Origin of the sequence: Streptomyces sp. NBC_01298, from assembly GCF_035978755.1 — a bacterium.
In the GTDB taxonomy this organism is placed as follows: domain Bacteria; phylum Actinomycetota; class Actinomycetes; order Streptomycetales; family Streptomycetaceae; genus Streptomyces.
The window spans coordinates 8,431,820-8,446,216 of record NZ_CP108414.1 but is presented as its reverse complement, the minus strand read 5'-3'; the positions used below and the strand labels follow the sequence as shown (position 1 = coordinate 8,446,216).

The following is a 14,397-nucleotide window of genomic DNA, read 5'->3' as shown; positions in this document are numbered from 1 at the left end:
GATCAGCCGTCCGATCCGGGTGCGGCGGCGGATCCCGCCGAGGCGCGGGCCAGGGGCGCGTGGGCGAGGGAGGCGTGGGCGAGGGAGGCGTGCGCGGGGGAGGCGTGCGCGGGGGAGGCGTGGGAGGCGTGCGCGAGGGAGGCGTGCGTGATCCGGCCGATGTGCGTGACGAGTTCGCCCACGGACATGGCCAGGATGCCGTCCATGTCCTTCTCGGACAGGAAGCCCATCAGGTCGACTTCGGCGCCGTAGCGGTGGTGCAGGAGTTCGGCCAGGGCCACGAACTCGATGCTCTCCAGGGCGAGGTCCTCGTTGAACGTCGTCTTCATCGTGACCTCGTCCGCGAGGAGGTGCTCGTCACCGACGATCTCCACGAGCATGCCGGTGATCTCGGCGAGGATGTCAGCTGCCATGACTGGTCTCCGTGAGGTGGGAGGGGACGGGGGACGGGGAGAGGGGCACGGAACGGTCGGTCCAGGCGACGACGTGGACGGGGTGGTGGCTCTGGGTGCCCGGCCGGCCGAGGTGGCTTGGCTGGCCGGGGTGGCCTGGCTGGCCGAGGTGGCCGGGGTCGTCGAGTGGCGCGTCCGCGAGAAGGGTGAAGCGGACGGGGTACGGGTGCCCGTCCGGGGAGAGCACGCACAGTTCGCCGGAGCCCGGGTCGCCGGTGGTCCGCCAGTCGCGCGGGCGGCCTCCGAGTCCGGTTCCGGCGGCCTTGGCGGCCGCCTCCTTGGCGCACCAGAGTGCGGTGAGCGCGGCCGGCAGGCCGGCGCCCTCCCGGGCCGCCAGCCGCTCGGCGAGGCCCAGTTCGCCCGGCGCCAGGGCGATGCGGATGAGCGCGTCCGGGTCGGTGGTCACCTGTTCCACGTCGATGCCGACCGGCAGTCCGGGGTGGGCCAGGGCGACCGCGATCCGGTCCTTGTGGGCGATCGTCAGGTGGAACCCGCCGGCCAGCTCTCCCCCGGCGAAGGGCCGCCCCGCCGGGTCGTTGCCGATGGGCACCTCGGCCGGGAAGACCGGCCCGGCTCCGCCGTCCCAGAGCAGGTGGCGCAGGGCGTCCTTCGCCGCGATCCGGCCCAGCAGCCAGGGCGCCCGGGCGCGCGGCGCCAGCCGCTCGTAGGCCGCGCGCTCGGCGGCGCCGAGGTAGCGGCGCATGACCAGCTCCTGCGAGGCGGGGTCGGTCCAGCGACGGCGGGCCAGGCACCAGCCCCCGGGGCGGGGTTCGCCGATGCCGCAGACCTCCGGGGTGAACTTCATCGGCCAGACCCGCTCGTCGGCGCCGAAACGCCGGTACGTCCAGCCGTCGATCCGGGCCCAGACCCGGCCGTCGGCACGCAGCAGCTCCACATCACCGCGCACGGTGACATCGCGGACCTCCCGGATCCTGGCCGTCGCCCCGACGAGCTCGTACGGGGAGGGCGGCGGCCCCGAGAAGCGGATGGCGTCCACGGTGGCCGGGAACACCAGCCGGTCCACGGGGAGCCTCAGCTGCATCCAGTGCCCGAAGAGCTGCCCGGCGGCGTCGAGCAGCGCGCCCGGGTCGGGCAGTGCCCGCAGCACCCCGCGGATGCCGTCCGCGCCGACGGCCCGCACCTCGTGCACCCCGGCGAAGCGGGGGCCGTGGAACATCCACCGGTCCCGGTAGAGGGCCTCGGCGCTGACCGGGGCCGGCCGCGGCTCGCTCAGCGGGGTGGGGTCGGGGCCCGGCAGGGGCTCGTACCTCTCGCCGAGCAGCACGCTCACGTCCGCGTACTCCCCGAGGGTGACGCGCACGCGGCCCGGCCCGGCGGGCCGTACGGTGACCTCCACGTCGAGGGCCGGTTCCACGGGGAGCCAGCGCAGGGCCCGTACGCGGTCGTAGCCGATGACGGCCAGGCCGGGCGGCGCGTCCCGCAGGGCGGCTTCGGCCGCCAGCTCCAGCATGGTCGTCATGGGGACGACGGGGAACCGGTCGGAGTCCTGCGGCCACCCCTCGGGCTGCAGGTAGACGCAGTGGTCGCGCACGTAGGGCAGCGTGGCGAGGGAGAGGCGCAGCGTGTGGGTGCCGGGGCCGGGCTGGATGCCGGTCGGCTGTGGGGCGGTTGGTTGCGGGGCGGTCGGCTGCGGGGCGGTCGGCTGCGCGTCGGTGTTTCCTCCGGCCGGGGCCGCGTCCAGGGCAGAGAGCAGGACCGGCCGGGGCTCCGCGGCCACTGGGTCTGGCACGGTGCGGGCGGCCGGGGTGCCGGGAGCGGTCGCCTGGGTGGTGGCCTGTGGCAGGAGTCCCGCGAGGGTGGCGCGTGCGGCCTCGCCGAGGCGGACCAGCGGCGAGCCGAGGTCCAGGAGCACGCCGCGCCCGGCCGCGGGCGCCGCCGGCCGTACGTCGGCTGCCGGGCCGGGGTCTGCCGTCCCGTGGGGGGCCAGCCGGTCCCAGCGCGGGGCGTGCCCCTCGGTCCACAGGGCGGCGCAGGTCCGCCGCAGGGCGGCGAGGCCGGTGAGCCGGGGCGAGGAGGCCGCCACCGAGAGGTGGGGGCGATCGCGCAGGGTGTCCTCGACGAAGCCCGGCAGGCTGCCCGGGCCGAGGGTGACGAAGCCGCGGACGCCGGCGTCCTCGTACAGCCGGAGGGTCAGCTCGCGGAAGCGGACCGGCTCCAGCAGATGGCGGACGACGAGCTCGCGCACCGCTTCGGGCTCCGGGGGGAACGGCGCGCAGGTGGTCGCCGACCAGAGGGGCAAGGTGCCGGGCTGGAGCGGCAGTCGGGCGAAGGCCGCTCGGACCTGGCCCAGGTAGGGCTCCCACATGGGGGTGTGGAAGCCGGAACGGAAGGGGAGTTCCTGGCCGAGGACGCCCTCGGTCTTCAACCGTCGCAGTGCCGTGGCCACTTCGGCCGGACCGCCGCAGATCACCGACTGGTGGGGGCAGTTGTCGTGGCTGACCGCCACCCCGTCCAGTCCGTGCAGCGCGGCCTCCGCCCGGCGGGTCCCGCATCCAAGCGCCGCGTAGACCAGGTCCGGCACCTTCACCGACCCGGGTCGCAGCGAGTCCAGGAAGGTGTCGGCCGCGTCCTGCCGGTACATCCCGGCGGTCACCATCGCCGCCCACTCCCCCAGGCTGTGGCCCGCCAGCACCTCGGCACGGATGCCGAGTTCGGGCAGCGCCCGGGCGAGGAACCGGCCCGTCGCGATGGCGTCGAGCGCCCGCTCCGTGAGCTCCTCGCCCCGGGTCAGGCGGGGCCGCTCCAGGCCGAGCCGGTCCGCGACGTCGTCCAGCGCCGGGGCGAAATCCGGCTCCAGGCCCGGGAACAGGAACGCCAGCCGGCCGCCCAGCGGTTCGGGCGTGAACCAGACCTCCCCGCGCCCCCGCCAGGCGCGGCCCCGCGCCACCGCCTTCGCGGCCAGCGCGAGCCGCTGGGGCGTGGGGCCGACGACGGCGAGCCGGCAGGGCCCGTCACCGCCGGACACCGGGGAGCCGTGGCCGGGGTCGGAGACGGACACCGAGGAGCCGGAGACGGAGACGGACGACAGGCGGGCCGACAGTTCGGCCGGGTCCGAGGCCGCGAGGAGCAGCACCTCCTCGCGTGCGGGCGCCCCCACGGGTGCGGCCGGTCCGCCCAGGGGCAGGAACCGGCGTACGGGCGCGGCCGGTCGCGCGGGTGTCGTACGGCCCGGGGGTGCGGTCCGTCGCGCGGCGTCCGGGGCCTCCTCCAGCACCACGTGCGCGTTGATGCCGCCGAAGCCGAAGGCGTTGACCCCGGCCCGGCGCGGGGCCGGCCCGCGTTCCCAGGGCCGGGCCGCCGTCACCGGCCGCATCCGGGTCCGGGCCAGGCCGGGGTGCGGCTCCTCCAGGTGCAGGGTCGGCGGCAGCACCCCCTCGTAGACCGCGAGCGCGGCCTTGATCAGTCCGGCCATGCCGGAGGCCTGCATGGTGTGGCCGAGCATGGACTTCACGGAGCCGAAGCCGATGGCGTTCCCGGCATCGAGGCCGTTGGCGGCGCCGGACTCGTCACCGGCGGGGCGGTCCCCGCCGGCGCCGTCGTCGCCGCCGCCCGCGTACGGTCCGAACACCCGGGCCAGGGTGTCCAGTTCGGCCGTGTCCCCCACCGGGGTCCCGGTGCCGTGGGCCTCCAGCAGCCCCAGAGCACCGGGCGCCCGGGGGTCGAGACCCGCCTCCCGCCAGGCCCGTTCCAGCGCCCGTACCTGGCCCGCGACCAGCGGGCTCATCAGGCTCGCCGCCCTGCCGTCCCCGGCGACTCCGGTGCCGCGGATCACCGCGTAGATCCGGTCGCCGTCCCGCTCCGCGTCGGCCAGCCGCTTCAGCAGCACCACTCCGGTGCCCTCGGACAGCAGGGTTCCGTCGGCGCGCCGGTCGAAGGGCCTGATCCGCTCGCTGGGGCTCAGGGCGCGCAGCTGCGTGAACACGCTCCACAGGGTGGCGATGTGGCAGTGGTGCACGGCCCCGGCGACCACCGCGTCACAGCGCCCGCCGGCCAGCAGCCCCACCGCCTGGTCCACCGCCAGCAGGGAGGAGGCGCAGGCCGCGTCCAGGGTGTAGGCCGGTCCGTGGAAGTCGAGCCGGTTGGCGGTCCGGGCGGCTGTGAAGCTCGGTACGAGGCCGATCGACGCGTCGGGGCGTTCGGGGCCCAGGGCCTCCTGGAAGGCGGACCGCACCGCGGCGATCCGCCGCTCGCCGAGGTCGGGCGCGAGTTCACGCAGGGTCTGCGCCAACTGGTGCGCGGTGCGGACGCGTTGATCGAGCCGGGCGGTGGCCACGCCCATGAACCCGCCGCGCCCCAGCACGATCCCGATCCGCGAGCGGTCGGCCGGCAGGCGGCCCTCGCCGCCCGCGTCGGCGATGGCCTCGGCCGTGGCGTGCAGGGCGAGCATCTGGTCCGGTTCGGCGCCTTCCACGGTGGCCGGCATGATGCCGAACCGGGTCGGGTCGAAGGCGGCGAGCCCGTCCACGAAGCCCCCGCGCCGGCAGTAGAACCGGTCGCCCGAGGCAGGTCCGTTGGCGCCGTCCGGGTCGTAGTACACCTCGGGGTCCCAGCGCCCGGGCGGGACGTCGCCGATGCAGTCGGTGCCGGCCAGGAGGTTGCGGCGGTAGGCGGCGAGGTCCGCGGCGCCCGGGAACACCGCGCCCATCCCGACGATCGCCGCGTCGGTGGGCCGCGGACCGCGGTGGTGGCGGCGCTGACCGGATCCCCGGCCTTGTCGGTCACGGTCAGGCACGCCGCTCACCCCCCTCGTCTCCCTCTGCCGCCATCAGGACCACCTGTACGTCGGTCCCGTGCGCGAGTTCGGCGAGGAACGCGGCGCCGCCCGCGTCCGGGTCGATGAGCGGAATGCCGCGGCGGCCGTACGCACGGGCCAGTTCGGGGCTGACCATCCCGCCCGACTCGGCGGCCCAGGGGCCCCAGTCGATGGACAGCACCCGGCCGGGGAAGCTCTCCGCCCAGAGGTGCGCGAGGCCGTCGAGGGCGTCGTTGGCGGCGGCGTAGTCGGTCTGTCCCCGGTTTCCGTACACGCCCGCGACGCTGCCGAACAGGGCGAGGAAGCGGGGCGCGGGAGCCGCGCCGTGCTCGGCCGCCGCGGCGGCGAGGTGTCGTGCGCCGGTCACCTTCGTTGCGAACACCTCGGCGAAGGCGGCCGGTTGCTTGTCGCGGAGCAGCCCGTCGTTCAGGGTCCCGGCTCCGTGCACGATCCCGTCCAGTCGGCCGTGGCGGGCCCGTACGGCGGCCACGACGACGCGTACCGCCTGCTCGTCCGTGACGTCCGCGCAGTGGTAGCCGACGGACGCGGCCACCGTCGCGAGGGCCGCCAGGGTGGCCCGTACCTCCCGCTCGGCCAGGATCCGCGAGGCCGCGGCCTCGATCTCCGCGGGGGTGCGCAGACCGGTGGCGATCAACGCGGCGCGCAGGGCGACCCGGTCGGCCGCGTGCCCGAACTCATCCGCCTCGGGCGGTGGTTGAGGCGTTCGCCCCATCAGCTCTACGTGGCATCCGGTGGCCCGGGCCAGCGCCAGGGCGGTCCGGGCGGTGATCCCGCGGGCCCCGCCGGTGAGCAGGACCACCGAGTCCGCGTCGAGGGGCGGTGTCCCGTCGCCGGGGGCGAGCGGTGCGGGCACCGGCCGGGGGGTGACCCGTAGGCCGTCGGCGGTGTAGGCGACGGAGGCGGGTGCGGTGGCCTCCGCGGACGGGGCGGTCGGCTCCGCGGCCGGTGCGCAGCTCAGCTCGGCGAGCAGCTGCGCCGCGATGCGCTCGGGGTCCTCCTTGGAGTGGACCTCCACGGCACGGATCAGCCGGCCGGGGTATTCGAGGCAGGCGCTGCGGGCGAATCCGTGCACTCCCGCTCCGGCGGCCTCGCCGCGGGCGGTGACCAGGAGGAGCCGGTGCACACCACCGGTCAGGGCCAGCCTCAGCCCGGGAAAGGCCTCGGGCAGGACGGGCGGCGCGCCCGGCCGCAGGGCGGAGAGGTCGATCAGGGCGTCGAACCCGGCTTCCCCCTGGCCCAGTTGCCGCACGTCAACCCCCTGGGCCCGGAGGGCACCGGTGACCGCGGCCCCGATGCCCTGGCCGTCCCCGGCTTCCCCGAAGTCACCGGCGTCCCCGACGACCCCGACGACCCCGATCCGCAGACCCCGCAGGACCTCCGGGTCCCCGGGCGCGGCCGGCAGCACCTGCGGTTCCACCCGGAGGCGGCCGAGCGCGGGCGGGGCCGTGGCCGGCGCTTCGGCGGCCGGGGGCTCGGGGCGGGCGGTGTGGCCGGAGACCCAGTCCACGATGCCGCGCAGGGTTTTGATCCGGGACAGTTCCTCGATCGCGTCCTCGGCGGAGCCGGCCGCGTCCTGCGGCAGGCCGATCCGGTCGGCCAGAGCGCCGATGATCTCGACCCGCTTGATGGAGTCGATGGAGAGGTCGGCCTCCAGGTCCAGTTCGGGAGCGAGCATGTCGCGGGGGTACCCGGTCCGGGTGTGGACGATCTCCACGATCACGTCCATCACCTCCTCGGCGGACCGCGGCCCCCCACCGGCCACGCCCCCACCGCCTACGGCGCCTGCACGACCGCCGCTCCCGGGCAACCCGACCCCAGGGGCGACACCTCCGAGGCCCCCGCCCCCCGGGGCCGCCCCGCCAGGGCCCCCTGCGCTGGAGGCCGCGCCACCGGGCTCCCGGAAACCCGGGCCACCATCCCCGGCCGGCCCCTCGCCCGGGGCCGCACCGCCGGGCATCCCGAGGCCTGCGGCCGCGCCGCCGGGCATCCCAGCACCGGCGACCGCACCGGCCGGCATCCCGGAACCTGTGGCCACATCAGTGGACATGCCGCCCTCCGAGGCCGCACCGTGCGGCATCCCGGCACCCGCGGGCACACCGCCCAGCACCCCGCCCCCGAAGGCGGGCCCGCCCGACACCCCCTCCCCCGGGCCCGCGCCACCGGGCATCCCCAGACCTGCGTCCACGCCACCGGGCATTCCCGAACCCGCGGCCACACCACCCCCGAAGTCCGCACCGTGCGGCATCCCGGCGCCTACGGCCAGGCCGCCGGGCGTCCCCACACCCGGGGCGAATCCGTCAACCACCCTCCCCTCCAGGGCTGTTGACCACGATCCGGGCCCGCCGGATCCCTGGGTCGCGGTCCCGTTCCCGACGGACCAGGGCCCGTCCGCGCCGCCCGGAAGGCCTGCGCCGTCAGGCCGGTACCCGGCACGGGCCTGGGCGGAGGCGGCGTCCGCGAACATCCCCGGCGCCGTCCCCGGACCGCCGGGCACTCCAGCGGCCGAGGCCCCGGCCTGAGCGGCCGCCGACCATGCGCCGGAGTCCGCGAAGCCGTACAGCGGGGCTGCCGGGTCCGTGCCATGGCCGGTGGAGCCGGCTCCACCGGTACCTCCGGGCAGGCCTTGGCCGTCCGGGCCCGTCCCGGCCCAGTGAGCGGGCGAGGCCGCGCCCGGGAACACCCCGGAACCCGCCTGCCCGCCACCGGACGGTCCGGAAGCGGCGGCCCCACCGTTCGGAGCCGCGGCGCCGAAGTCCGTGAGCCACGGGCCGGAGCCCCCGGCACCGGCACCGGCACCGGAATACGCAGCCACCGGGGCCCCGCCGAAGGCCCCGGACCAGGCCCCATCGGCGCCCGCGGGCAGGCTTCGGCCATCCGGCCGGGGCTCGGCCCAGGGGGTGGCCGGAGCTGCGCTCTGGTTTGTCCCCGGCGTACCCTCCACACCCTGCGGGCCCGCGAATCCCTGCCCGACATCGCCGTCCGAGGTCACCCATTCGCCCTGTGGGCCCCTGTAGCCACGGAAGTGAGAGGGCTGGACCGCACGGGCCGGGCCGGTTGCGGCGAGGTACCCGGGCGGCGCCGGGTCCGGGCCGCTCCAGGACGGTGCCGTCGCCGTCGACGCCAAGTAGCCGATCATGACGTCCCGTTGCGCCTGTACGAGTTCGCGCGACCCGCGGAGATACTCCAGGACGGCCTCCTCACGGCGGTCGGCCGGAGCGAGTGCGGCGTACGCAGCCACGTGGCCGGAGGGAACGCCCACCCCGGCGGGCGAGCCCGCGGCCATCGGGAGGCCCGTGGCAGGGCGGCCGTTCACGCTGCCGTGGTACCGGCCGTCTCCACCCCCGACGGCCGAACCGGCCACCAGCACCCCGACCCCGGGGAGGACCGAAGCCCTCTCGGCCCACGGAACCCCGGCCCGGCCGTTGGGCGCATCCACAGGCCCGCCCAGCGGTCCCCCCGCCGGACCGGGCCCGCCCGAACCGCCCTCACCAGGTCGCCCACCCGCCAGCCGGTCCCCACCTCCACCGGGGGCGACCCCCTGCCAGTGGCTCGCGGAGCCACCGCCCGCGCTCCCAGCCGTCAGCGGCGCCTCCCCCCGGGCGGCGCTCCCGACCGAGCCGGCCTCCCCAGGGCCACCGGCCGCCGCCCGCGGCCCGCCCTCGGCCCCAGCCCCAGCCCCAGCCGGTTGGCTCCCGGGCCAACCGTTCCCGTGGCCCGGCAGGGCGCCGGGGCCCACGTACGCATGCGCCCCGGACGGGACGGCCTCACCGTTCGCGTGCGCCCCCGCGGGGTCGAGGCCCACTCCCACCCCGGCCCCCGAAGGGCCGGCTCCGGCCTTCGCCCGGGTACCCAGGAGGGCTGAACCCCCCTCCGGGGCGGTGCCGTTCGTCGGGTGTGTCATCTGGTGGGCTCCCTTTCCTTCGGTTACCTCGACGTGGATCCGGCGGGCCGGGCGGAGGCCGCCGGGGACGGGGTTGCCGTCCCGGGTGCGGACCAGGTGGCCGTCCACCAGCCAGCCCGCGCGGCGCGGCGCGCGCTCGGGGAGCCGGGAGGCGCGGCCGCGGAACAGGTTCTCCGGTGCCACCGGCACACCCGCCGCGGCCAGTTCGGCCAGGGCCGTGACCAGGCGGAGCAGCCCGTGCTCACCCGGCACGTCCAGCGGCACGACCGTGTGCGGCCGGTCGTGCAGGATGCGCCCGACCAGGCCGGAGAGGACCCGGCCCGGCCCGGCCTCCACGAAGGTCCGTACTCCGGCGGCGTACATGTGCTCCACCTGCTCCACGAACCGGACCGGCTCGGCGACCTGACGGGCCACCAGTTCGCGTACCGCATCGGCCGTCGCCGGGTAGGGACCGGCCGTGGTGTTCGACCAGACCGGGAGGGTGGCGGCGGACAGGTCCGTCCGGGCGAGCTCCTCGGCCAGGGCCGTGGCCGCCCCCGCGACCACCTCGCTGTGGAACGCGCAGGCGACGGGGAGCGGCGTCGCCGCCATGCCCGCCTCCCCCAGGGCGGCCACCGCCTCCGTCACGGCGGCCGTCGGCCCTGAAATCACGCACTGCCGAGGGGCGTTGTGGTTCGCGACCACGCACCCGGCCCGCTCCGCGATCTCCCGCACCTCCTGCGGCGCGGCCGCCACCGCCGCCATCGACCCCGGCTCCGTCCCGGCCGCCCCGAGGATGGCCTCGGCCCGGCGCGCGCTCAGCCGCAGCAGGCTCTCCCGGTCCCAGACCCCCGCCGCCCACAGCGCCGTGAGCTCTCCGTACGAGTGCCCGGCGACGCAGTCCGGCCGTACGCCCAGCTCCCCCAGCAGCAGGTGCGCCGCCGAGCCCGCCAGCCCGAGGGCCGGCTGGGCGATCCGGGTGTCGGTGACCGCGGCCCGCTGCGCGGCCCGCCCCTGCGCGGTGAAGGCGGCGGGAGGGAACGCGGCGGATACCACCGCGCTCGGCGCCTCGTCGAGGAGTTCCCTCAGCCGGGGGAACGCCGTGAACAATTCCCCCAGCATTCGCGGTCGTTGACTGCCCTGACCGGGGAAAAGGAAGGCCACCTGCCCGGGCTCCGCCGATTCCTCCCGTACGTGGACCCCCGCGCCCGGGGTGAAGTCCCGCGCCCGTTCCAGCCGGGCCGCCAGCTCGTCCAAGTCGGCGGCCACGACCGCCACCCGTACCGCGCCGGCGCCGGCGCCGGCCGCGGCTTCGGCGGCGAGGTCCCGCAGCGCCCACGGGCGGCCGGCCCCGTCGTTCTCCTCCAGCCGGGCCGCCAGCCGGGCCATGGCCCGTCCCGCCGCGCGCCGGTCCTCGCCGCGGAAGCAGAACAGCTCCGCCGGCCATTCCTCCAGCCCGTGCCGGGGCTCCTCGGCCCCGGCGTAACCGGTCAGCACCGCGTGGTAGTTCGTGCCGCCGAAGCCGAAGGCGCTCACTCCGGCGATCCGCCGCTCGGCGGGGACCGCCCACGGCCGGGCCACGGTGTCGAAGGAGAAGGGGCTGGTCCGCGCGTTCCAGGAGGGGACCGGGGTATCGAGGTGCAGGGTCGGCGGCCGTACGCCCGTGTGGACCGCGCGGACCGCCTTGATCAGTCCGGCCAGGCCGGCCGCGCACTTGGTGTGCCCGATCTGCGATTTCACCGAGCCCAGAGCGCAGCTTCCGGGCTCCGCCCCCGACTCGGTGAACAGTGCGGTCAGTACGCCCAGTTCGGTGGTGTCGCCGACCACGGTGCCGGTGCCGTGCGCCTCGATCAGACCGACCTCGCCGGGGCTGATCCCGGCCCGTGCGTAGGCCCGGTCGAGGGCCCTGCGCTGCCCCTCCGGCCGGGGTGCGGTGAGACCGAGGGAGCGTCCGTCGCTGGCGGCTCCGACCGCCTTGATCACGGCGTACACCCGGTCGCCGTCCCGTTCCGCGTCGGCGAGCCGCTTCAGTACGAGCGCCCCCACCCCCTCCCCGAGGGCGATCCCGTCGGCGGCCGCGTCGAAGGGCCGGCAGCGGCCGCCGGGGGACAGGGCGCGGACGGAGGAGAACAGCAGGTAGTCGTTGATGCCGTTGTGGAGGTCGGCGCCCCCGCACAGCACCATGTCACTGTCCTCGTCGCGCAGTTGGCGGCAGGCGAGGTCGAGTGCGGCCAGCGAGGAGGCGCATGCGGCGTCCACCGTGCAGTTCGCGCCGCCGAGGTCCAGGCGGTTGGCGACCCGGCCCGCGATGACGTTGGCGAGGACCCCGGGGAAGGAGTCCTCGGTGAGCCGCGGGAGCTGTTCGTCCAGTGCGGCGGGGAGCTCGCCCAGGTATCCGGGGTACAGGGCGCGCAGCCCGTACGCGCCCGCCAGCTCGGTGCCGGCCTCGGCGCCGAAGACGACGGAGGTCCGCGACCGGTCGAACTCCCGGTCCTTGCCGTACCCGGCGTCCGCCAGGGCCCGTGCCGAGATCTCCAGGGCCAGGAGCTGCACCGGCTCGATCCCGGCGAGCGAGGCCGGCGGGATGCCGTGCGCGAGGGCGTCGAAGGGCATCGGCCCGAGGAAGCCTCCCCAGCGGGACGGGGTGCGCTCGCCCGCCCGCGCCGGGTCGGGGTCGAAGTGGAGTGCCGGGTCCCAGCGTTCGGCCGGGACCTCGCTCACGGCGTCGCTCCCGTCCAGGATCCGCGCCCAGTAGGCCGCGAGGTCCGGTGCGCCGGGGTAGGCACAGGCCATGCCGACGACGGCGACGTCCAGCAGATCGGGCCGCGGGGCGCCGGCGGCGGACGTCGCCTCCGCCGCGCCGGCCGCGCTTTCACCGGGGGTTTCGCCGGCGAGTTCCCGGGCCCGCCGCGCGAGCAACTCGGTCGCGCCCTCGGTGACTTCGGCGTGGAGGGCGGAGATCGTGGTGGTGCCGGAGCGCAGGGTGGCGGCCTGGCCGAGCATGAACAGCCCTTCGGCGTCCTGCTGTTTTTCCCCCACGGACTCCAGTGCGGAGCCGTCGGCCGCGCGTCGCAGCCCCTTGCTGGCGATCCGGAGCCTGCCGAGGTTGAGCCGTTCCAGTTCCTCCCACACCTCGCGGGGGTCGGCGCCGCCCTCCGCGAGCCGTTGCCGGGTGGCCTCGAAGGTGTCCGCGTACGGGGTGACCGCGCAGCGGGTGGCGTGTCCGGGCGCGGTGTGAAGCAGTACGGTGTCCGCGCACTCCAGTGCCGCCCGCTGGAAGCCGGGAAGGACCGCGCCGGCCGCCACCGCCTCCTCGGTGAACAGGTAGGCGGTGCCCATGAGCACCCCGATGCGCGCACCCCGCTCGGCCAGCGGGGCTGCCGCGGCGGCGGCCATCGCCGCGGAGCGGGCGTCGTGGATCCCGCCCGCGAACAGCACGTCCAGCGCGGCCGGTTCGGGGCAGGACAGCAGCAGCTCGATCTGCTCCTCCCAGAGCGGGAACGAGGCTCGCGGCCCGACGTGGCCCCCGCATTCCAGCCCCTCGAACACGAACCGCCGGGCGCCTTCGGCGAGATACCGCTCCAGCAGGCCGGGCGAGGGCACGTGCAGATGGGTCCGGGTCCCGGCGGCCTCCAGCGGGGCCGCCTGTCCAGGGCTGCCGCCCGCGATGATCGCGTACGGCGGGCGCACCTCCGCGACGGCCGCGAGCTGCCCGGCCCGGAGTTCGGCCGGGGCGAAGCCGAGCATGCCCACGCCCCAGGGCCGCTCCCCGAGCCGCTCGGCGGTTTCGGCGAGGAGCCGGCGCACCTGTGGCCCCTCCATGACCGCGAGCGCGAGATAGGGAACTCCGCCCCCGGCCGCCACCGCTTCGGCGAAGGCCGCCTGGTCGCTGACCCGTGTCATCGGCCCCTGCGCCACCGGGAGCGGTTGCCCCGGGCCGTGGCCGCCCCCCAGCGGCCGGGCCCGTACGACGGACGCCAGGTGTCCCGCGACGGCCGACCGGATGCCCCGGAGGATGCCTCCGGTCGTCCGGTGGCGGGCGGCGAGCCGGGCCGCCGAGGCCCCGTCCTGCCCGACCGGGAGCAGCCGCGTGCGCAGGTCCCGGGCCCCCAGCAGGGCGCTGACCGGGCCCGGCGGCGGGGTCAGGTCGGGGCGCGCGTACACCCGGTGCCCCTCCAGCAGCTTGGTCTCGGAACCGTCCATGGCCCGTACGGCCGCGGCCACTTCGGCGGGCAGCCCGGCCTCCCCCTCGGGCGTGAGGGCCAGTTGTACGTCGACCAGCACCCCGGCGGCTCCGCCCGCGACGGCAGCGGCCGCGGTGTGCGGCCCGATCCCGCCGCAGGCCCGTACGGGCAGCCCCAACCCCGGGTCCGCGAGCAACTGTTGGAGGAGCACGAAGGTGGTGGTCCCGCCCACCCGGCCGCCTCCCTCGTGCCCTTTGGCGACGAGCGCGTCGACCCGCGACGCCGCCGCGGCCCCCGCCTCGGCCGGATCGGCGATCTCGGCCCACACCCGGGGCCGCCCGGCGGCGGCCGCCCAGCCGGCCACCGCGTCCGGGGTGTGGCCCGCGGGGTCGGCGAGCAGCACGGTGTCCACCTCGGCCGGCAGGTCCTCGGGCCCGATCGGGCAGCCCGCGGGTACCCGTACCCCGTAGCGGGCCCCTCCGAGACGGCGTGCGACCTCGGCCATGGCGCTCCGCGCGGACCCGGCGTCCCGGCCGAGGTCGAGCAGGCCCAGGGAGCCGGCGCGTTCGGCGGCGATCACGATCCGCGGGTTGGGCTCCGTGAACGGGCTGACCGCGACGACGAGGTCACGGCCGGCGTCCCGGATCCGCGCGGCGCGGGGGGCCGCCGGAGGCTGCTGGGGTGGAAGGGCACGTGAAGGCTGGGGGGACGGCTCGGGCTGGGGGGACACGGACGCTCCTCTTCCAGTGCTATGTGCTGTGTGACATGACGCAGACGGGGTGCGGGACGGAAGACGGGGAAAGCGCGGGAAGGTCGTGCGGGAAGGACGGCGGACGAGGCGCCCTCCCCCTGGACCTCCGAGGTGGGCGACGCGCGAAACGGCCGGACGATTCTGCGGGGACAGGGTTGAGCGTTGGTCAAATTCCCTGTTGCCGGGATGCATCGTGCGGTGGCGGCCCATCACTGTCAACGGCCATCCGGAGCCGTTCACTTCACGTTCGGGACGACCACCACCCGCCCGGGCGGGTCCCCGGCCGCAGCGTCGCCCCGCTCCCGGCTCCGCCGTGACCTGCGGCTTTGACACGC

General features: G+C 76.6%; 3 protein-coding genes. All 3 read right to left on the bottom strand.

All coding sequences use genetic code 11. The features are described from left to right. Positions 1–2 precede the first annotated feature (2 nt). The 3 genes from OG730_RS38565 to OG730_RS38555 are packed head-to-tail and all read right to left on the bottom strand — an operon-like array spanning position 3 to position 14,041. Entirely contained in the window at positions 3–413 is a 411-nt protein-coding gene (locus tag OG730_RS38565; RefSeq protein WP_327308653.1) for an acyl carrier protein, read from the bottom strand. Further along, the gene (locus tag OG730_RS38560; RefSeq protein ID WP_327308652.1) at positions 403–5,205 is read right to left on the bottom strand and encodes a polyketide synthase; all 4,803 of its coding nucleotides are present in this window, start codon (positions 5,203–5,205) and stop codon (positions 403–405) included. Before OG730_RS38560 ends, OG730_RS38565 begins: the two co-directional genes overlap by 11 nt. Beyond that, the gene (locus OG730_RS38555) at positions 5,198–14,041 is read right to left on the bottom strand and encodes an SDR family NAD(P)-dependent oxidoreductase (RefSeq protein ID WP_327308651.1); all 8,844 of its coding nucleotides are present in this window, start codon (positions 14,039–14,041) and stop codon (positions 5,198–5,200) included. The genes OG730_RS38560 and OG730_RS38555 overlap by 8 nt, the downstream gene beginning before the upstream one ends. Positions 14,042–14,397: the final 356 nt, after the last annotated feature.

Coding starts and splice junctions, on each gene's coding strand:
- OG730_RS38565 (WP_327308653.1), bottom strand. CDS start 413: ATGGCAGCTGACATCCTCGCCGAGATCACCGGCATGCTCGTGGAGATC.